Origin of the sequence: Ligilactobacillus sp. (genome assembly GCF_036846325.1) — a bacterium.
Classification (GTDB): Bacteria; Bacillota; Bacilli; order Lactobacillales; family Lactobacillaceae; genus Ligilactobacillus.
The window spans coordinates 13,071-33,029 of the sequence record NZ_DAIUCE010000006.1 but is presented as its reverse complement, the minus strand read 5'-3'; the positions used below and the strand labels follow the sequence as shown (position 1 = coordinate 33,029).

General features: G+C 48.0%; 14 protein-coding genes and 1 pseudogene. 7 read left to right on the top strand and 8 right to left on the bottom strand.

The window, feature by feature from the left end:
• Positions 1-50 precede the first annotated feature (50 nt).
• A complete protein-coding gene (locus tag V7Z60_RS01430) occupies positions 51-644 on the top strand; it encodes a histidine phosphatase family protein (protein WP_334115748.1) in 594 nt (197 codons plus the stop codon).
• Between the two features lie 375 nt (positions 645-1,019).
• Here the strand turns inward: V7Z60_RS01430 and V7Z60_RS01425 are convergent, their stop codons facing one another.
• The 7 genes from V7Z60_RS01425 to V7Z60_RS01395 form a co-directional block, all read right to left on the bottom strand.
• The gene (locus tag V7Z60_RS01425; RefSeq protein ID WP_334115746.1) at positions 1,020-2,648 is read right to left on the bottom strand and encodes a putative polysaccharide biosynthesis protein; all 1,629 of its coding nucleotides are present in this window, start codon (positions 2,646-2,648) and stop codon (positions 1,020-1,022) included.
• A 157-nt stretch (positions 2,649-2,805) separates the two neighbouring features.
• Positions 2,806-4,578 carry an oligopeptide ABC transporter substrate-binding protein gene (locus tag V7Z60_RS01420; RefSeq protein WP_334115744.1) on the bottom strand — a complete coding sequence of 591 codons (1,773 nt, stop codon included), beginning with the start codon at positions 4,576-4,578 and terminating at the stop codon, positions 2,806-2,808.
• A gap of 76 nt (positions 4,579-4,654) precedes the next feature.
• Positions 4,655-5,533: an ABC transporter permease gene (locus tag V7Z60_RS01415; protein ID WP_334115761.1), complete on the bottom strand. Its 879-nt coding sequence runs from the start codon at positions 5,531-5,533 to the stop codon at positions 4,655-4,657.
• A 73-nt stretch (positions 5,534-5,606) separates the two neighbouring features.
• Entirely contained in the window at positions 5,607-6,566 is a 960-nt protein-coding gene (gene opp4B / locus V7Z60_RS01410) for an oligopeptide ABC transporter permease (RefSeq protein WP_334115742.1), read from the bottom strand.
• Positions 6,567-6,568: 2 nt separating this feature from the next.
• Complete coding sequence (locus tag V7Z60_RS01405) at positions 6,569-7,525, bottom strand: ATP-binding cassette domain-containing protein (protein WP_334115741.1); 957 nt, start codon at positions 7,523-7,525, stop codon at positions 6,569-6,571.
• On the bottom strand, positions 7,522-8,586 hold the full coding sequence (locus V7Z60_RS01400) for an ABC transporter ATP-binding protein (RefSeq protein ID WP_334115740.1): 1,065 nt from the start codon (positions 8,584-8,586) through the stop codon (positions 7,522-7,524). The genes V7Z60_RS01405 and V7Z60_RS01400 overlap by 4 nt, the downstream gene beginning before the upstream one ends.
• Before the next feature lie 477 nt (positions 8,587-9,063).
• Positions 9,064-9,675 (bottom strand): TetR/AcrR family transcriptional regulator, encoded by a 612-nt coding sequence (locus V7Z60_RS01395; RefSeq protein ID WP_334115739.1) that lies wholly within the window; start codon positions 9,673-9,675, stop codon positions 9,064-9,066.
• A gap of 208 nt (positions 9,676-9,883) precedes the next feature.
• Here V7Z60_RS01395 and V7Z60_RS01390 point away from each other — a divergent pair, with 208 nt between their 5' ends.
• Both V7Z60_RS01390 and V7Z60_RS01385 read left to right on the top strand, forming a co-directional pair.
• Entirely contained in the window at positions 9,884-14,131 is a 4,248-nt protein-coding gene (locus V7Z60_RS01390; RefSeq protein WP_334115738.1) for an acyl-CoA dehydratase activase-related protein, read from the top strand.
• A 296-nt stretch (positions 14,132-14,427) separates the two neighbouring features.
• Positions 14,428-14,628: a hypothetical protein gene (locus V7Z60_RS01385; protein WP_334115736.1), complete on the top strand. Its 201-nt coding sequence runs from the start codon at positions 14,428-14,430 to the stop codon at positions 14,626-14,628.
• 219 nt (positions 14,629-14,847) lie between these two features.
• Here V7Z60_RS01385 and V7Z60_RS01380 read toward each other — a convergent pair whose 3' ends face one another.
• On the bottom strand, positions 14,848-15,585 hold the full coding sequence (locus V7Z60_RS01380; protein WP_334115735.1) for a MerR family transcriptional regulator: 738 nt from the start codon (positions 15,583-15,585) through the stop codon (positions 14,848-14,850).
• A 63-nt stretch (positions 15,586-15,648) separates the two neighbouring features.
• Between V7Z60_RS01380 and V7Z60_RS01375 the strand changes: the two genes are divergently transcribed.
• From V7Z60_RS01375 to V7Z60_RS01360, 4 genes and pseudogenes are all read left to right on the top strand, one after another.
• A complete protein-coding gene (locus tag V7Z60_RS01375; protein WP_334115734.1) occupies positions 15,649-16,995 on the top strand; it encodes an MATE family efflux transporter in 1,347 nt (448 codons plus the stop codon).
• A gap of 340 nt (positions 16,996-17,335) precedes the next feature.
• Positions 17,336-18,364: a methionine ABC transporter ATP-binding protein gene (locus tag V7Z60_RS01370; RefSeq protein ID WP_334115732.1), complete on the top strand. Its 1,029-nt coding sequence runs from the start codon at positions 17,336-17,338 to the stop codon at positions 18,362-18,364.
• Between the two features lie 10 nt (positions 18,365-18,374).
• Positions 18,375-19,046, top strand: a pseudogene (locus tag V7Z60_RS01365) (methionine ABC transporter permease); the annotation flags it as partial.
• 36 nt (positions 19,047-19,082) lie between these two features.
• Positions 19,083-19,916: a MetQ/NlpA family ABC transporter substrate-binding protein gene (locus tag V7Z60_RS01360; RefSeq protein WP_442918881.1), complete on the top strand. Its 834-nt coding sequence runs from the start codon at positions 19,083-19,085 to the stop codon at positions 19,914-19,916.
• Positions 19,917-19,959: the final 43 nt, after the last annotated feature.

Genomic DNA, 19,959 nt, shown 5'->3' with positions numbered 1-19,959 from the left:
ATATTCAAAATGATTAAGTTGAATTAACGAATTTAACGGAGGAACTATTTATGACTGTGATTTATCTTGTCCGCCATGGCCAGAGTCAGGCCAATGCCAGGGGAATCTGGCAGGGTGCACAGATCGACACGCCGCTGACCGAACTCGGTCGAACTCAGGCTCAAAATACCAAAAAGCATCTTGAAGAAGAAGGCGCATCATTTTCTGCAGTTTATTCAAGCCCGCTGCTCCGGGCCGGAGAAACGGCCGGAATCATTGCGCCGGATCAAAACATTACGTTTGATTCGCGGCTTAAGGAATTCGACTACGGCATGTGGGACGGCATGTATTGGCAGGACATCGTTGAAGAATACAGTGAATTCTTCGATGCCTCAGAAAATCTTCTTCCCAATTCATGGGAAGTTACAGGCGGAGAAACCTATGACGAAGTCAAGGAAAGGTTGCAGCAGTTTTTCGATGAGCTGACGGACAGACATCCTGATGAAAGCGTCCTTGTCGTCAGCCACGGCTTTACGATCAAACTGATTCTCGATCTGTTCTTGAACATCGGAAATCTTGTCAACGTCAATGAGCCGACAAATGCCGGCATTACGAAATTCGTTCTTAAAAACGGTGCCCGCACGCTGGTTTATTTCAACAGATAACAAAAAACAGGACTTTTGAGGCAGACAGCTTTTCAAAGGTCCTGTTTCATTATGGGTGACTTTTTTGCCAAATGCAGTGCTGCGCATCTCATTCACAACCTGCGCGCCAGGACGGGATTACGGACAAACTGCCGGCTTTTGAGTTTTTCCCGTAAATTCCAGCTCCCGATTACGGGCAAAATGCCGATTCCTGGGATTTGCCCGTAAATGGCAGTCCTTGGTTGCGGTCAAAGCACGCATTTAGCGTCGCATACAAAAACAAATTCCCGGATGAAATTTGCAATTACTTGCAAATCATCCGGGAATTTTGTTAGAGACATAGTTTTTTCCCAGCCTCTTTTTAATTTGAGGCATGCCTTTTTCTGATTTCTTACGCTAAGCCTTGAAGTGTCTTCCCTTTTCCTTCTGGGCTACTGGAATCTTCACGTTGATTCCAAAGACTGCCTTCATCACCCCTGCCTTATTGAGCAGCAGAAGATACAGCAGCATGAACGTGCCGCCAAAAAGCGCGGCGTAGATGAACGCTGAAAGCTTTCCCTGGGGAACGTATGCCATTTTGATTACTGAATTTGAAATAAAGGCAAGCACCAAAACCAAGACGTTGATTGACAGGATTTTCTTGATGTTGCGCAGGCGAACACCTTCCAGATAATTATGACTGATGTGAACGTAAACCATCAGGGAAATGATTCCGAATGCAAACGTCGTGGCAAGAATCGTTCCGTATGCCCCAAAAAGATAGGTCAAAGGTACTTGCAGCACAAGTTTCAAGATGATTCCCAAAGCAAGTTTCTTGACGGCATATTCGTGCTTCCCGAGCGACTGAATCACCGTAAAGAAGTCGGTAAAAATAGCAAGCGCCATGCAGCTGATCAAGGCAAAGCTCATCAGACTCGCAGCTTCCTTGTCGAACGGAAAGAAGACGCCGTTTACTTCCCAGGCAAGAATTGAGAGCAAACCTGCGCTCGGAATCAGCGCAAGCAGCATCAGTTCAATGTTCTGGGCAATCGTCGTTCCGATTTGACGCCGGTCGTTCTTTTTTGCAAGCGACGCCAGCAGCGGCAATGACGTTTCAGAAATCGCAATCGTCAATGAAATGACGACTGTCGTGATTTTGTTGGGATTGGCCGAAAAGTAAGTATACAGATTCTGGGCCTTGATGGTCGGCATCCCCGTCAGATTAACCATGATATCCTTGAACGTCAGCTGATCGATGAATTGAAAGATCGTCACGGCAGAGCCAACGAAAATGAAAGGCAGAGCTTCCTTGACGATGTTTTTGAAAATTGTCACGATCTGCAGATTGTCGGCAGGTTCGCTTTCCTGATACAGTTTCCTGTATTGCGGAATTTTCCTTGACGCATACCAGAACAAATAAAGATAACTTGCAATCGCTCCGATAAACGTTGCAAACGTACTGTAGTTTACGGCCCTGATATAGTCGCCGTCCTGCATGTACATGATGACAAAAGTCGAAACCAGAATGAAGATGACGCGGGCAAACTGTTCCCAAAGCTGAGAAATACCAAAGGGACGCATATCTGCATTTCCCTGGAAAAAGCCGCGCATCAGACTCATCGGCGGCAGAATCACCAATGTCGGAACCATGACGCGAATTGCCGCCGTCGCAACGTCAGTCGATACGACTGCACTCTTCTGTGCGATGACCGGTGCAAAGACGTAAAGCAGACCACCGCACATGATCCCGGTAAACAGCATGAACAATGACGCAAATTTAAAAACTCTGACGCTGTTTCTGAACTTGTTCTGTCCGTTGTACTCGGCAACCTGACGCGCAATCGCCGTGGGAAATCCGGCGGTCCCGAGCGAAAGAAACAGCGCATACGGTGTATAGGCCGTATTGAAGATTGCCTGTGCCGCATTCTGATGCTGGGGATTGCCCATCATTATCAGCCATGGTATCAAATAAACGATTCCGAGGATGCGGGAGAGGATGCTCCCCAGCATCATCCAAAACGCTCCGGATAATAATTTGTTTTTCATCCATATTTCTCCAGTTATATATTTGACTTTCAAAAAATAAAAGACAACACAGGTTAATTATATAACACTTTAGGCTTGTTTTTTTCAAATTTTGCCTAAAAATACAATAAAAAAGGGTCGGAATAAAATTCCAAACCCTTTTCTGACTTTTATGAAACTACTTTGTAAGAGAAACGTTTTCCCAAAGTGTGTAGGACTTCGATACCTCTTCCGTCATGCCCTTGACATGATTCTTGACAGGCATTGCATCGTAGTAGTCCTGCATAGGAACAACGTAGGCCTGATCGTTCATCCATGCCTGCCATTCCTTGAACTGCTTTACGCGCCACTTGTGGTTTGTGACAGCCTTCTGGGAATCGATGTTCTTCAGATACTGGTTGTTCTTCTTTGAAACAAAGCGTGTCATGTTGAACGGTGCTGCTTCGCTGTAAAGGTCAGCCGGTGACGGTTCTGATGAAAGTGACCATGCACCGAAGAAGACGTCGATATCCTTAGAATCAGCCTGAACCTTGTCGTAGAAGTTGTTGAAGTCAAGCAGACGCCCGTTTGTCAGCTTGCAGCGGAGTCCGACCTTCTTCCAGCACTGGATGTAGTTCTTCATGATGGCTTCCTGGTTCGCGGAACCGGACATTGCTGCAACGTTGATTGTGAGCTTCTTGCCGTCCGGAGTCTTGCGGTAGCCGTCCTTGCCCTTCTTGTAGCCGGCCTTGTCAAGCAGCTTGTTGGCCTTGTCCACATCCTGCGGATAACCCTTGAGTTCCGTGTTCTTGTATTCCTTGAAGGCTGCAGGAATCAGTGATGTTGCACGTGTCTTCAGGCCATAACCGAACTTCTTGTTGACCTGGTCGACGTTCAGGGCATATGCCATGGCCTGACGCAGGGACTTGTTGTTCATCTTGGCGTTCTTGTCCTCGACGTTGACGCCCTTCTTCGTATCGAACTTGCCGACCTTGAAGCCCATGTAGCTGTATGCAAGTTCCGGCTTGCCGATCATCGTGTATCCCTCAGGCTTCTTGTTGTCGCCGTAGACCGATGTCGGTTCGTCAAACATGATGTCATACTTCTTTGACTTCAGAGCAGCACCGGCTGACGATGATGAAACCGTCTGGATCGTGATCTTGTCCAGAGAAGGCTTCTTGCCCCAGTAGTACGGGTTAGGGACAAATTCAGCGGATTCGCCCTGAACAATCTTGTTGAACTTGTAAGGTCCGAACGTTACAGGGTTCTTGCGAACCTGGTCACAGGACTCAATCTTGTCGAACGGAACATCCTTGAGGTATTCATAAGGTTCAGCCTGTTCCCAGATATAGCCGGAACCTGATGTCTGCATACCAGGTGTCATCTGCTTGAAGTGAAGCACAACTGTGTGCTCGTCCTTCATCTCGATGCCGGAGATCTTGTCGGACTTGCCCTTGTGGTATTCTTCCATGCCCTCGATGTTCTTCAGCGAATCCGTGTAACGGACGCCGCTGCACTTAGGGTTGGCGATGATTTCGTAAGCGAACTCAACGTCCTTTGACGTCAGAGGCTTGCCGTTTGACCACTTGACCTTCGGATTGATCTTGATTGTTGCAGTCTTGGCCTTGTCGTTGAAGGAAATGTCAGCCGCACCGCCCTTGACGAACTTGTAGTTGTTGTCATAGTTGAAAAGTGACTGAATGGCGAACTGACCTACTTCAGAATCATAGTTGTCTTCTGAAAGTTCAGGTGCAAAGATCCCCTTGAAGGCAGAATCAGAAACCATGCCGATCTTAAGCGTGCCGCCCTTGACTGATGACTTCTTGTTGTTATAGGCGACCGGAAGCGAGGCTTTTTCAACGCTGCCGCTGTCACTGTCCTTTTTGCTGCTGCTATTTCCACAACCAGCAAGCGTAAGTGCTGAAAGTGACAAAACTGCCGCTGCACCTGCGAAAACTTTCTTGGTATTCATAAAGAAACCCCCTAGTATTTGATTGGTATTGAAATTTTAAAAAGCTTATACCCTGAAATGAATTAAAACAAAAATCTTATCCAAGTCGCTGACGGGCATCGGCCGCACGACGCAGAACATTGCCGACGTAGCTGATGCCGACGCAGATGACAAGAATCAAAAGCGCCGCCGGAAGCCATACCCACGGCCTCTGTGTCAGAACTGACGGGTCATTGGCATAACCGACAAGTGTCCCGAGGCTTGGCACGCTGTCCGGGAAACCAAATCCCAGATACGTCAGCGAGACTTCAATGCCGATGTTGCCGGCAAGCATGAGCGTTGCATCAACGATGATGATGGAACTGAGATTCGGAAGCAGTTCTCTCAGAATAATCTTCAAGTCGCTGCTTCCCGAAGTCTTCGAGGCACTGATGTAATCCTTGCGTGACTCCGAAAGTGCCTTGGAACGAATCAGTCGTGCCGTTCCGACCCAGTAGAACGCTGACATGATCAGAACAAATGACCACATTGAATACTTTGGAATGATTGTGACAATGACGATGATGATCATCAATGTCGGCAAAACCATCATGAAGTCAAGAAAACGCATCATGACGTTGTCAACCCGGCCACCGTAATAACCGGCAATGAGGCCGTAGATTGTACCGATGACTTCAATTAAAACGGTGATTGAAATCCCGATGATAAGGGAATTTCTTGCACCCAGAATCAGCATCTTGAAGACATCACGGCCGCCTTCGTCGCCCCCAAGCAGCATTCCGTCAACGCCGGGGTGATTATACTGCTTGAAGATGTCAACCGTCATGACCTTGTCCGTATTGAGGAACATGGCCCCGATGAAGATTCCGAGAAAAAGAATGATCAGCAGAATCAACGAACCCAATGCCCCGCGATCCTTGGCAAATTCGCGTGCCAGTACCCTGAAACCCGATGCATCCTCATTCTTCTCCTTCATATTTTCAACAATTTCCTGTCCAGTGTATGCTTTCTCTTCTGTTTTCTTCTTGAACATCAAACTTCGCTCCCTTCTACTCGATTCTGACACGTGGATCAACAATACTCAAGATGATGTCGGAAAGGAGCGTCCCGACCAGGTTAAGTATGCCAAACAGCAGAACCAGTGCCGTAATGACCGAATAGTCACGGTTCGTCAGTGAGTTGATGAACAAAAGGCCCATTCCGGGATAGGCAAAGACCGTTTCAATGAAGATCGAACCACCAAGAAGACCGGTAATCGAATAACCTGCAAATGCCGCAATCGGAAGCAGCGAATTGCGCAGGATATGGCGGTTGAAGACCGTCTTTTCCGGAACACCCTTGGCACGCGCCGTCTTTACGTAATCCTGCGTTTTCGAATCGATGATTTCACTTCGCAGATACTGACAGGTGCTTGTCGTCGAAATCAAAGCCGCAAGAAGGGCGGGAAGAACCATGTGATAGACACGGCTCATGACATAACCGATGCCGCTTCCGGCACCCACTGAAACGGATCCCGAAGTCGGGAACCAGCCAAGCACATAACCGAACAGCCACAGACCGAGCAAGTAGAACACAAAACCCGGAATTGCATATGAGATATAGTTGTACAACTGAATCACACGGTCAGACTTGCTGTTTTCAAAACGTCCGGCAATGATGCCAAGAGGAATTGCAAACAAATAGCTCAAAACGACGATGATAAGTGACAGCCAGAGCGTATTGGCCGCACGGGATGCGATCAGTCCGGCAACGGGCGTCTTGAACTGGTAGGAAACACCAAGATCCCCGTGAAAAAGATTCTGAATCCAGTGAATATACTGAACATACCATGGATCATAGAGTCCTGCCTGAACCTTAAGCTCGTGAATTCTTGCAGGAGATGTCTGAGGTGTGATTGATCCCGTGAACGGATCACCCGGCATGAGCTTGGCCAGTATGAACACAAAGACACTCAGGATAATCACTTCAGGTATCATGATCAGAACACGACGCAAAACTGTTTTCCACATAATTACTTCTCCTCCCCTGCGTCCGGCAGCGCAACCCAGTGCGTTTCGGAAATCTGACGAAGGTCATAGACCTTGCCGTCCTTGTCATACCACTTGTCCTGATTTTCAGTGAATTCTTTTTCGACTTGCTTGCGGTATGCACGGTGCTCATCACGATGCTTGACGTCGACCTGAGGAATGGCCGCAAGCAGACGCTTGGTGTAGATGTGCTGAGGATGATTGTAGATATCATCTCTGGAACCTATCTCGACAAACTTGCCGCGATGCATGATGGCGAGATTGTCGCACATGTGATAAACGACCCCAAGGTCATGAGAAATGAACATGTAGCTGATGCCCAGATCTTTTTGAATCTTCTTCATGTAGTTCAAGACCTGAGCCTGAACTGAAAGATCCAGCGCAGAAACAGGTTCATCTGCAATAATCAGCTTCGGGTTGGAGGCAACTGCCCTGGCAACGCCGATACGCTGACGCTGACCACCGGAAAACTGGTGTGGAAACTTGTACATTGCTTCTTCTTCCAGCCCAACGATGTTAAGTAATTCTGCAACGCGAGCCTTGACCTGGTCTTCGGTAAAATCTTCGAAGTTTCTGATCGGCTCGGCGATGATGTCCAAAATCTTTTTTCTGGGATTCAAACTTGAAAGAGAATCCTGGAAAATCATTTGAACGTCCTTGTTGTATTTATGTTTTTTACGATTCTTTCGTTTCGTCACGTCGTAGCCGTCATAAATGATCTGACCGCGCGTCGCCTTTTCCAAACCGACGATTGTCTTTCCAATCGTCGATTTGCCGGAACCTGATTCACCGATGATTCCGTAGCTTTGACCTGCCTTGATCGTAAAGTTTACGCCGTCAACGGCATAAACATAATCCGTGATTCGATTGAAGAACCCTGAGCGAATTGGATAATGGACGCAGAGATCTTTAATCGTGATTAAATCTTTTGACTCACTCATTGTTCATCCACCTGCTCTTCGTCCGGAAATTTGAAATTCTTATAGCACGTGCAACGTACTTCATGTCCTGGTTCAACTTCATGCATGACAGGATCTTCCTCGTGCTCGGATGCCGGAACCCACGAAACACGGGGTGCGAACCGGCAGCCCTTCTGCGGCATGTTCTTCAACGAAGGCACCATGCCGTCGATTACGTAAAGATCATCGTTTTCGCTGTCTGCCTGAGGCATTGAACGAAGAAGCGAACGAGTATATGGATGTTTTGGATTTTCAAAAATCTGTCTAGTCGATCCGACCTCGACGATCTGTCCGGCATACATCACGGCAACGCGATCGGCCGTTTCGGCAACGACGCCCAGATCGTGCGTAATCAGGATGACACCAGCATGCTTTTCCCTTTGAATGTCGCGCAGAAGGTCGAGAATCTGCGCTTGAATCGTAACATCCAGCGCCGTCGTCGGTTCATCGGCAATGATGACATCCGGCTTGCAGGCAACAGCAATTGCGATAATCACACGCTGGCGCATCCCGCCGGAAAGTTCATGCGGATACATCCTGGCAACGCGTTCCGGCTTCGGAATTCCCACCTGATCAAGCAGCTCAAGTACACGAGCCTGCTTTTCTTCTTCAGACATTCTCGTGTGGAAATCCAGATTTTCCTTGATCTGGTCTCCAATCCGCATCAGCGGATTCAAAGCCGCCAGCGGATCCTGGAAAATCATGCCCATGTCGTTTCCGCGAAGAGCATTCATCTCATCTGCGCTCATTCCGACAAGCTCATGGTCCTTAATCGAAACAGAACCGTCTTCATTGACAACCCTTTGGTGATAGACAATACTTCCGCTGATCTCAGTCGAACTCATATTGTGCAGGCCAATCACGCTCGTGGCAAGAGTACTCTTGCCGCAGCCCGATTCGCCGACAATGGCGAGAATCTCATCAGGATAAAGATCAAGCGAGACATCGGTGATCGCATTGTAGAACTGCCCGTCTACCTTAAAGGCAGTATCTACATGCTGAATCGTTAACAAGGAATTTTCATTCACTATAACAAACCCCATTTATTAAATGATTATTAAAATTCTTATTGTCATTATATGCTATTTTTCAAAATTTTCAAATACTTTTTTTGAAAAAAGGACGTCTGAAAGCTTCAAGATATTATTGCCAATTCATAAATAATCTTTATAAACGTTATTGATGCATAAATATACCATTCGAAGAACAAAAAAGCGACATTACAATTGTCATAAATCGAAAAAGCACGTTATAACACGAACATTTTTCGACCGCAGCGGATTGTATGTCGCTTTTTGGCATCTATTCAAAAATATTCAGAAATTATTTTTGTGTTTCACTGCTGGCCAATGCTTATTTTCCCAAAAGATTGCAGCTATTCCAAAAATAGTATCATAAGTTTTCAATGCTAGTATAAGTTATTTTTCACTTATTACATTAAATGTCATTTTATTATTTTAATGAAATGAGCAGATTATACACTTTTCAGCTGCAATCATTTTTTTCTCATAAATTTCCGCTCAGATTACCCTGATGTCGCAAACCTGCAGTCCCGCGCTGGAGATGATTTTCATCAAAAGTCGTGCCATCCTTTCTGCAGGCAGGCTGCAGTCCGTGTCAATCCACCATTTCAGGGAACTCATGAACGTCGTCACGATGTAAAGGATGATGAAATCCATCGGAATGACGTCGTCTCCGTCCTTGACGTGCATCCGGCTGAAGATGTTTGAAAAATTCTCCGTCAGAAAATCCCTGAAGCAGTCCGCCATGACGAAATTATTCTGTCCTTCGAGTGCCATGACGTAAAAAGACCGGTTTTTTGCAACCATCTTGAAGATCTTGGTCAGAACCTTTACCAGACGCTCTTTTCTGATAATGCAGCCTTTCTCCAGAATATCGCTTTCAATATTCTGGAACATCGGAGTCAGAGCATAGGAAAAGACCTGATCCAGCACATCCTGCTTGTCCTTGAAATGACTGTAAAACGTTGACCGATTAATCATCGCTCTGTCAGAAATATCCTGAACCGTAATCGAGTTATAGTCCTTTTCCTGAATCAAGTCGATGAATGAAGTGAAAATCAGCTTCTTCGTCCGGATTACGCGCAAGTCTTCTTTTTTCGTTTTTTTCATATTATATGTACCTCTTTCAAGACCAAAAAATTCGTGAAATCAGCAACATATCTTTGCGATATGTTGCTTAAAATACATTGTTGCCGATTTTGAGCATTGAATTTCATTCGATTTGCTATAGAATTGATTATGTTTAGTATAATCAACAAGTGTTGTATATTCAACACTGCTTGTTTATTTCGGAATTTTATCAAGGAGATTGTTTTTTATGGAGCCAAAATCATTACGAGGCGGCATTGACGTTGGTTCGACAACCGTCAAGGTCGTTATCATGGATGAAAACAATGATTCCGTCTATCAGACCTATCAGCGCCACTTCTCTGACGTCAAGAAAGCAAGTGAAAAGGTCTTGCGAGAAGCAGCAGAAGCTGTTGGCCTGGATACGCCGGTTTCATTTACGATTACCGGTTCAGGCGGCATGGGCCTGGCCGACGTCTTGAACCTCAGATTCATCCAGGAAGTCATCGCCTGCACCAAGACGGTCGAAGTCATCTGTCCGCAGACAGACGTTGCCATCGAACTTGGAGGTGAAGATGCCAAAATCACGTTTTTCGGCGCATCGCTTGAACAGAAAATGAACGGATCGTGCGCCGGCGGGACCGGAGCCTTCATCGACCAGATGGCAAGTCTGCTGAAAACTGACGCCAACGGTCTGAACGAGCTGGCAAAGGGATATACGCATATTTACCCGATTGCTTCACGCTGCGGTGTTTTTGCCAAAACTGACATTCAGCCGCTGATCAACGATGGCGCACGTCAAGAAGACCTTGCTGCTTCGATTTTCCAGGCTGTCGTCAACCAGACAATCGCAGGTCTTGCATCCGGCCATAAGATTCAGGGCAACGTTGCTTTCCTGGGAGGCCCGCTTTACTTCATGAGCGAACTGCGTCAAAGGTTCATCGAGACGCTGCATCTTAAAGAAGAAAACGTCATCTTTCCTGAAAATCCGCAGCTCTTCGTGGCCAAGGGCGCTGCATTTTACGCTGGCGAAGAGGAACCGACGACCATCGCCAGCCTGCTTGATTCGCTTGCTAACATCGGTTCGGCGCTTCAACCGACAAAATCGCTCGATCCGCTCTTTAACAGCGAAGAAGAGCTGAAGGAATTCCGCGATCGCCATGCCAAGGCCAAAGTCGACTTCCGCCCGCTTGAAACATACTGCGGCAACGCTTATCTGGGAATCGATGCCGGATCGACGACGACCAAGATCGTCCTGATGAGCGAAGACAAGAAGATTCTTTACACGTGGTACGGCAACAATGACGGTGATCCGCTTCAGAAGACGATTGACATCCTGACGGAAATGTACAGGCATCTGCCGGAAAACGTCACGATTGCCAAGGCATGCACGACCGGATACGGTGAACATCTGATCAAAAGCGCCTTGAAGGCCGATCTCGGAGAAGTCGAAACAGTCGCACACTATAAGGCTGCGCACTACTTCCAGCCGGACGTCGATTTCATTTTGGACATCGGCGGACAGGACATGAAAGCCATGCACGTTAAAAACGGTGCGCTTTCAACGATTCAATTGAACGAAGCCTGCTCATCCGGATGCGGTTCCTTTATCGAAACGTTCGCTCAATCGCTTCAATATGACGTCAAGGACTTCGCCAAAGCAGCCCTGCTCGCTGAAAATCCGGCCGACCTCGGCTCCCGCTGCACCGTCTTCATGCAGTCGCGCGTCAAGCAGGCCCAGAAGGAAGGAGCTTCTGTCGGCGACATCTCTGCCGGACTTTCAATGTCCGTCATCAAAAATGCCCTGTTCAAGGTCATCAAGGCTCACTCTGCCGAAGACCTCGGCCAGCACATCGTCTGCCAGGGCGGAACGTTCTACAACGAGGCCGTTCTGCGCTCATTTGAAAAGCTCAGCGGTCAAAACGTCATCAGACCAAACATCGCCGGCCTGATGGGCGCTTACGGTGCTGCTCTGATTGCTGAAGAACACGCAAAAGCAGGCGACGTTTCAACAATCATGACAACTGAGGAAATGGCGGGCCTTACTTGCGACAAGACGTTTGAACACTGCGGACGCTGCGAAAACAACTGTCTCCTGACCATCACACACTTCAATGACGGTCGCAGCTTCATTACGGGAAACCGCTGCGAAAAGGGCCTGCGGATCAAACTTGCTCCAAAAGATCAGCGCGTCAATCTCGTCAAGGAAAAATATCATAAGCTCTTCTCGTACCGTCCTTTGAGAAAGAAGCTCGCAACGCGCGGCACGATCGGAATTCCGCGCGTGCTCAACATGTATGAAAATTATCCGCTCTGGGCAACGTTCTTCAAGGAACTCGGCATCAGAGCCGAAATTTCAACCCGTTCGTCAGAAGAGATGTATGAATCAGGGATTGAAACGATTCCGTCGGATACGGCATGCTATCCTGCCAAAATGGTTCACGGCCACATTCAATGGTTGATTGACCACGGTTTCAAGACCATTTTCTATCCTTGTGTCGTTTATGAACGTCAGGAAGCAAAGGCTGCCAACAATCACTTCAACTGCCCGATCGTCCAGTCCTATCCTGATGTCATCCGCATGAACGTCGACGAAATCCGCAACGGTCAGGTCGATTACAGGAACCCGTTCCTGAATCTGGCAGATTTTTCATCAACCGCAAGGAATCTCTACGAAACGTTCAAGGACTTCGGCGTGACGCAAAAGGAAGTCGACGATGCATTGAGCGCTGGATTCAAGGAAATGGACAGCTTTAAACGCTGGATCCAGAACCGCGGTGAAGACACGTTGATGATGATGCGTCAAAACGGTCAGCACGGGGTTGTCCTGGCCGGACGTCCGTACCACCTCGATCCCCAGATCAACCGCGGAATTTCTCAGATCATCTGTGCTGAAGGGTTCAATGTCCTGACCGAAGACAGCATTTCGCATATGGGAAACGTCGAAGGACTGCGCGTCGTCAACCAGTGGACCTATCACTCACGCCTGTTTGCGGCTGCAAGGGTTGCCGCAAAGATCCCTGAACTGGAATTTGTTCAGCTTAATTCGTTTGGCTGCGGCATCGATGCCATTACGACCGACCAAGTCGAGGAAATTCTTTCACGCTACAATCGCCTGTACACCGTGCTCAAGATTGACGAAGGAACGAACATCGGCGCAATCCGCATCCGCATCCGTTCGCTCAAGGCGGCCGTTCTGGAACGCGACGAACGCCACATCGTTCCGGAAAAGCTCTACGATCCTGAGCCACCGAAGCAGTTCACGAAGGACATGCGCAAAAAGCATACCCTGCTGATGCCGATGCTTTCGCCGATTCACCAGTCAAATCTGGTTGACGTTGCCTTGAGGGCATCCGGCTACAACGTCGTCAACCTGCCTGTTGAAAGGCAGCACTCGGTTGACGAAGGCATCAAATACGTCAACAATGATGCGTGCTACCCTGCAATCATCACGATCGGTCAGATGATCGAAGCCCTGAAGAGCGGCAAATACGATCTCGACAACGTTTCCGTCATGATGACCCAGACAGGCGGCGGATGTCGCGCAACGAACTACATTCCTCTGATCAGAAAGGCCCTCAGGGATGCCGGTTTCCCGCAGGTTCCGGTCATCTCGATGTCGCTTAACGCCAAGGGCACCGAAAAGTCACCGGGCTTCAAACTGACGCCTCCGCTTGTCAAGCGCGTTGCCCTGGCCTTCCTTTACGGTGACCTGTTCGAGCGCGTCGTATACCGCACGAGGCCTTATGAAACGGAAGAAGGCGCAGTTGATGCCCTTCACAGGGAATGGCTTGATAAGATTCAGTCCAACGTCAAGAACGGCAGTTTCCACGAATTCAGGCGCAACGTTTCGAAAATCGTCGAAGACTTCGACAACATTCCGTTGACCGATGAAAAGAAGCCGCGCGTTGCCATCGTCGGCGAAATTCTTGTCAAATATTCGCCGATTGCAAACAACAATATCGTTCGCGTGCTTGAAAACGAAGGCGCAGAAGTCGTTTGTCCGGACATCGTAGGATTCATGAACTACTCGCTTTACAACCAGATTTACAAGCACGATCATCTTGGCGGATCAAAGAAGAGCAAGGTCCTGGCCGAACTGGCCATCAAGATGATCCGCCTTTGCGAAAAGCCGATGAATGAGGCGCTGAAGAATTCAGAGCGCTTCGACGGCATCGAAGCCATCGAACAAATCGCAGATGGTGCCCAGGATATTTTAAGTCTGGGAAATCAAACCGGTGAAGGCTGGTTCCTTACCGGCGAAATGGTCGAAAGCCTGCAAAACGGCGTCAACAACATCGTCTGCATGCAGCCGTTCGGATGCCTGCCGAACCACGTTGTCGGAAAGGGCGTCGTCAAGGAGCTCCGTTCCAAGTACCCGATGGCAAACATTGCCCTGGTTGACTACGACCCGAGTCTGTCATTTGTCAACCAGCTCAACCGCATCCGCCTGATGCTGGCAACAGCGAAGAAAAACATGACTGAAGACGTTAAATGATCTGATTGACGCTCATCGTCAATCAGACAAAAAATATCGATGGCTTTTGCCGTTATGCCCCTTTCCTTCAAAGTCTTGAATCCGGCTTTTGTGGGAAGGGGCATTTTTTTGCCTGAACTTTCGCTTTTCTTGAATCTGAATTTCATTTTGGCTGATTCTGATTATAATGATTCCTGAGCCTGCTACAAACCGTTCATTTTATATCACCTTTAGTTCAAAAAAATCACAAAAATATTCCTGATTTCTTCAAAAATGTGATAAAATGACAATATAATTATCTGGGGGTTTGAGAACGGATGAAATTTGCTGAGATTTGGCTGACAGGTTTAACATGGTTCTTGTGGATTCTTTTTGCAATGTTTCTGATCAGCAACATGTGGGGATGGGCTGCGCTTTATTTCGTAATCGCATCAGTTGCCTGCAACATTGATCCAAAGAGCGCGGATAAGACCGAAGCACCTGTAGAAGAGGCAATTGTCACAACGGAATTGCAATAAGGAAGAGGCTTTTGAAAAAATTCGCCTTAAGTTTACAACGAAGCTTGGAAAAAACTATGTCTCTGACAAAAGTCCCGGATGATTTGCAGTTAACTGCAATTTCATCCAGGACTTTGTTTGTGTATGCAACGTTAAATGTGTGCTTTGACCGTAACCAGGGGCTGCCATTTACGGGCTCATGAGCGCTCGGCTCCACACCTTGCCTGATGCAGGACAAAATCAGTCGGCCTGCACCCTCCTTTGCGAAAGTTTGATTACGTGTTTCCCGTTTGCTTCCGGAATCGTGTTGGCATAATCTTCATGATAAATAAAGCCGGAGCCTCCGCACTTTTGAAAGATTGCCGCAGTTTCAGCCAGATTTTCGAGCATCCGCCCGTTTTCCAGCGTTTGAAACATACAGACGTACTCGCCCGCTTCCTTTATGAATTCACCGTCATCGTCGCGATAAAAGATTGCTGCAGGCTCAAGCTTTTCTTCATCAATTATGACTCCGTACTGCATCCCGAACTCAATCGAGTTGACGACGAAATGCTTTTTCAGTTTCTGATCCACGATCCCGTACCTTTTCGCATCGGCCGTTTCAAAAAAGACCGTCCCTGAGCCGATTTTCATGAATTCGTTCATGCGCCTGATCAGAAAATCAAGTTCATATTTCCGTTCTTCCAACAGTTTCATTTTTTCATCCAAATCCAGGCGTTTTTCCTGCATGAACTCCGCCTGTTCAGCAAGCACGTCCTTTCTGAAAAAACTCCGGATCTCATCAAGCGATGCCCCCAGTTCCTGGAGCATCTTAATCGTCGCCATCCTGTCGCACTGCATGACGTCATAGAAGCGATAGCCGTTTTCGGCAACTCGAACCGGCTTCAAGAGACCGATTTCATCATAAAAATAAAGCGTTTTTTTTGTGACGTGACATAGTCTGGCGAAGTCGCCGGTATTGATTTCGGTTAATTCCATCTTGACTGTCCCCTTAGGTGATACTTTATAAAGACATTATAGTCTTTTTTTAGGGGGATTGAAATGACACAAGAATTGACAACAACTGAAATCAAGGCCAAAATCCGCCTGTTTGCCCTGCCGATTACGCTGAGCATGCTTGTTGCGCAGCTTTACAGCGTCATCGACATGGCCGTGATCGGCCGGTTTTTGGGCGCAGACGAACTGGCTGCAGTCGGAAATGCCGCCAACGTCATCATGGTTTTCCTGGCTATTTCCGGCGGCCTTGAGATGGCCGTTGAAATCATCGTTTCCCAGCTGATCGGGCAGAAGAACCGTGATGCCCTGGCACAGACGACACGGACCGTGCTGGTCTTTGACGGTTTATGCGGCATAGTCGTTGCCGTTTCGGGCATCTTCTGCCTGCCCTATGTCTTTCATCTGATCAGCGTCCCGGACAACCTGATGCATTACGCCCTGGTTTACGGCAGAATCTACCTGGCCGGACTTTTCCTGATTCACGTCTATGACGGCGGCCGCGCAATCCTGACTGCAGCAGAAGATACTAAAAAAAGCTTTTATCTGATGCTGACGACGACGGTTTTAAATCTTGTCTTCAATTTATTCTTTATCGTCGGACTCAGGCTCGGAGTGGCCGGATCAGCCATGGGCACCGTTTTGGCCCAGCTTATCGGTGCAATCTTGACTCTCAGGCTTTTGGAAGACAAATTTCATTTTGCAAAATGCAGCGGCAGAATTTTCAACGCGGCACAAATCAAAAACGTTCTTCATATCGCCTTGCCGACGACTTTCCAGCAGTTTGTCGTAACTTTCGGGGGCGTGCTCATTCAAAGTTTCGTCAATCCGTTCGGAAGAGAGGTCATCATCGGATACGTCGCAATTCTTCGCATCATGAACTTCTTCAGAATCGTCCTGGTCGGACTGGCACAAACCCTGACCGTTTACGGTGCCCAGCTCATTTCGGCCGGGCAGTTTTCAGGATTCAAAAAGGTCTACCGCGAGTGCAGCAGAATCGGCCTTTGGTATTGCGTCTTGCAGGCAGTTGTCTTTGTCTTCTTTCCAAGATACATTGCCGCAATCTTCTTTGATGTTTCAAGGCATCCAAAGGCGCTCGCGTTTTTTTCGACATACCTTTTGGCATTCCTGTTCATCCAGGTTGCAAGCATTTTTAAATTTCAAAACGAAGGTCTGCTGCGTGCAACCGTACAAATGAAAAAATACCTCTGCTGCAACGTCGGCGAACTTTTTCTGCGAATTCTCCTGACATTCGCCTTAATCAGACTCTCCTTCCTTTCGACCAACGTCTTCTGGATGGGCGAACTGCTCGCACGCTTCCTGATGCTCCTGCTTTCAACTTACTATCTGAAAGTGACAATGGACGGATGGGAAAAAGCGGAAAAAAACCGTTGACAAAAAATTAGCAATGAATTAACATTTACTCATAATAAATGAGAAGCGATGAAGAGATGAGTAGTCAGATGCGTTCTTACAGAGAGCCGTTGGGTGGTGGAAAACGGCAGAAATGCTTCTTTCGAAGATGGTCTCGGAGCTGTTTGAACGGTGAGTCTCAAGGCAAGCCGGTCACGGTCAGCGCCCGATAAAGCGCTCGGGTCTTCTGCATTCGTCAGCGGAGTACCCGTCAAGGTTGTGATTGCGAAGTCACGACAAAACAGGGTGGTAACACGTGAAAACGTCCCTGGGGCAATGTCCCCCGGGGACGTTTTTTATTTGAAAGGACAGGTGAGTACATATGCCAGCCATAAAATTAGAAAATATCAACGTTACTTTCAAGACGAAGGAAAAAGAAGTCGAAGCCGTCAAAGACGTCTCGCTTGAAATAGAAAAAGGCGACATCTACGGCATTATCGGTTATTCCGGAGCCGGCAAAAGCACTTTGGTCAGGGTCATCAATCTCCTGCAGCGTCCGACTTCCGGCAAGGTCTTCGTCAATGGTTCGGATCTGGTTTCCCTGAGCAGCAGGGAACTGAGAGCAGAACGCAAGAAAATCGGCATGATCTTTCAACATTTCAATCTGATGAATTCAAGAACTGTGCTCGGCAACATCGAATACCCGCTTCTTTCAACCAGTCTGAGCAAGGCGGAACGCCGCAGAAAAGCTGAAAGACTGCTTGAACTGGTTGAACTGTCAGGCTACGGGAACGTCTACCCCGACCGCCTGTCCGGCGGCCAGAAGCAGCGTGTCGCAATTGCCAGAGCTCTCTCAAACGATCCGGAAGTCCTGATTTCAGACGAAGCAACAAGTGCGCTTGATCCCAAAACCACCGGCTCGATTCTGGAACTTCTTCAAAAAGTCAATCGAGAACTCGGCATCACGATTGTCCTGATCACCCACGAGATGCAGGTCGTCAAGTCAATCTGCAGGAACGTGGCCGTGATGGACTCAGGCAGAATCATTGAATCAGGTCCTGTTTCCGAGGTCTTCATTCATCCAGGGACCGCTCTTTCAAAGGACTTCATCGAAAGCTCAACAAATGTCGATACCGCCATCGAGCGAATCCTCAAACGTTTTAACGACTGGAGCGAAACCAAGCACCTGCTTTACCTGAAATTTGCCGGAGACAGCACCGAAGACGGCGTCATTTCCCGCATCTCAAAGGAAACGGGCGTTGACGTCAGCATTCTGTTTGCAAACATGGACGTTGTCGCAGGCGTCGACCTCGGCTATACGCTCTTAGCAGTTTCAGGCCAGAAAGATGCCATCGAACATGCCGTTTCGATCTTAACGAATTCCGGCGTCGAAACAAAAATTCTGAAATGAGGTGACTAAAATGTTCCAAACACTATTTCCAAACGTCGTTGACATGAAAGCCGAATTCATCGAGGCAATCTGGCAAACCATCTACATGACTCTCGTCTCTGCATTTTTCGCGGGGATTCTAGGTCTTGCGACCGGAATTCTGCTGGTAATCACGGAAGAAGGCGGAATCGCAGAAAACAAGCCGCTCTACAGCATCATCGACAAGCTCGTCAATCTCCTGCGTTCCGTCCCGTTCATCATCCTGCTTGCGGTCATCTCGCCCTTGACGATTCTGATCGTCGGAACTTCAGTCGGCACGACTGCAGCAATCGTGCCCCTGGTCTTCGGAATTTTTCCGTTCTATGCCCGCCAGATTCAGACTGCTCTTCTGACCGTTGACCGCGGCGTCATCGAAGCTGCCGAGTCGGTCGGTTCCAGTCCGCTTGAGATCATCTTCCGCGTCTACCTGCGCGAAGGTCTCGCAGAAATCATCAGGACCTCGACGATCACCGTCATCAGCCTGATCGGACTGACCACAATGGCGGGTGCCATCGGCTCCGGCGGCCTCGGAGACATTGCCATCAGCATCGGTTACGCACGCTACGAGAACGACATTACGCTTGCGGCAACGCTCGTTATCCTGGTCATGGTCTTTTTCGTCCAGATCATCGGTGACGTTCTGGTCAGGCTTGTCGAAAATCATAACGAATTCAAGCTTGAAACCAGGACATTTCTCGGAATTGCCGCAAGCGCCGCAGTCATTTTGCTGCTCGTTTTCGGCTTGTCAAACGGAAAATCAGCTGATACCAACGATTCAAAGACGATCGTCGTCGGATCGACCAATACCGACTATCAGGTTTGGAAACACATTGCTAAAAGCAATGCCGCAAAGAAGCTCAACCTGCATTTAAAAGTCAAAAACATTACCAATGGCGTTCAGTTGAACGATGCAACGTCGCAAGGATCGCTCGACGTCAACGCTTTCCAGTCATGGTCGTATATGGACACGTACAACCGCCAGCACAAAGGCACCAAGCTGGTTGCTCTTGGCACGACCTACTACGAGCCGATGGGTCTTTATTCTAAAAAATACAACAAGCCATCCCAGATTCCGGACGGCGCAACAATCGCGATTGCCGACAATCCTTCGCAGGCTGCGCGCGGCTTGCTCCTGCTTCAATCAGCCGGTCTGATCAGGCTCAAGTCAAATTTCAACTATGCAACGGGCACCGTCAGCGATATTACGGAAAATCCGCACAAGTACCATTTCAAGCAGATCGATGACACGACCGGACCTCGCATCCTGAATTCCGTTGACGCCGTCATCATTTCCAATTCCGTTGCCTTTGACGGCGGTCTGAACGTCTTGAAGGACTCCATCTATCACGAAACAATCAACAAAAACACGCGCTACAACATCAATATCATCGCAACGGCCAAAAAGAACGAAAATAACAAGGAATACAAAAAAATCGTCAAACTCTTCCATTCAAAAGAAATTCAAGAATACGTCGGCAAAAAGTTCGATCATACGAAAGTCGAGGTCAAAAAGCCGGTTTCTTATTTGAAATAATGAAAAAGAGCGTCTTCTCCGAATCAGCAATTCGGAAAAAACG

What these genes read in the sequence shown, in the direction of transcription:
- V7Z60_RS01430 (WP_334115748.1), top strand. Translation starts at nt 51, where the DNA reads ATGACTGTGATTTATCTTGTCCGCCATGGCCAGAGTCAGGCCAATGCC.
- V7Z60_RS01425 (WP_334115746.1), bottom strand. Translation starts at nt 2,648, where the DNA reads ATGAAAAACAAATTATTATCCGGAGCGTTTTGGATGATGCTGGGGAGC.
- V7Z60_RS01420 (WP_334115744.1), bottom strand. Translation starts at nt 4,578, where the DNA reads ATGAATACCAAGAAAGTTTTCGCAGGTGCAGCGGCAGTTTTGTCACTT.
- V7Z60_RS01415 (WP_334115761.1), bottom strand. Translation starts at nt 5,533, where the DNA reads ATGAAGGAGAAGAATGAGGATGCATCGGGTTTCAGGGTACTGGCACGC.
- opp4B (WP_334115742.1), bottom strand. Translation starts at nt 6,566, where the DNA reads ATGTGGAAAACAGTTTTGCGTCGTGTTCTGATCATGATACCTGAAGTG.
- V7Z60_RS01405 (WP_334115741.1), bottom strand. Translation starts at nt 7,525, where the DNA reads ATGAGTGAGTCAAAAGATTTAATCACGATTAAAGATCTCTGCGTCCAT.
- V7Z60_RS01400 (WP_334115740.1), bottom strand. Translation starts at nt 8,586, where the DNA reads ATGGGGTTTGTTATAGTGAATGAAAATTCCTTGTTAACGATTCAGCAT.
- V7Z60_RS01395 (WP_334115739.1), bottom strand. Translation starts at nt 9,675, where the DNA reads ATGAAAAAAACGAAAAAAGAAGACTTGCGCGTAATCCGGACGAAGAAG.
- V7Z60_RS01390 (WP_334115738.1), top strand. Translation starts at nt 9,884, where the DNA reads ATGGAGCCAAAATCATTACGAGGCGGCATTGACGTTGGTTCGACAACC.
- V7Z60_RS01385 (WP_334115736.1), top strand. Translation starts at nt 14,428, where the DNA reads ATGAAATTTGCTGAGATTTGGCTGACAGGTTTAACATGGTTCTTGTGG.
- V7Z60_RS01380 (WP_334115735.1), bottom strand. Translation starts at nt 15,585, where the DNA reads ATGGAATTAACCGAAATCAATACCGGCGACTTCGCCAGACTATGTCAC.
- V7Z60_RS01375 (WP_334115734.1), top strand. Translation starts at nt 15,649, where the DNA reads ATGACACAAGAATTGACAACAACTGAAATCAAGGCCAAAATCCGCCTG.
- V7Z60_RS01370 (WP_334115732.1), top strand. Translation starts at nt 17,336, where the DNA reads ATGCCAGCCATAAAATTAGAAAATATCAACGTTACTTTCAAGACGAAG.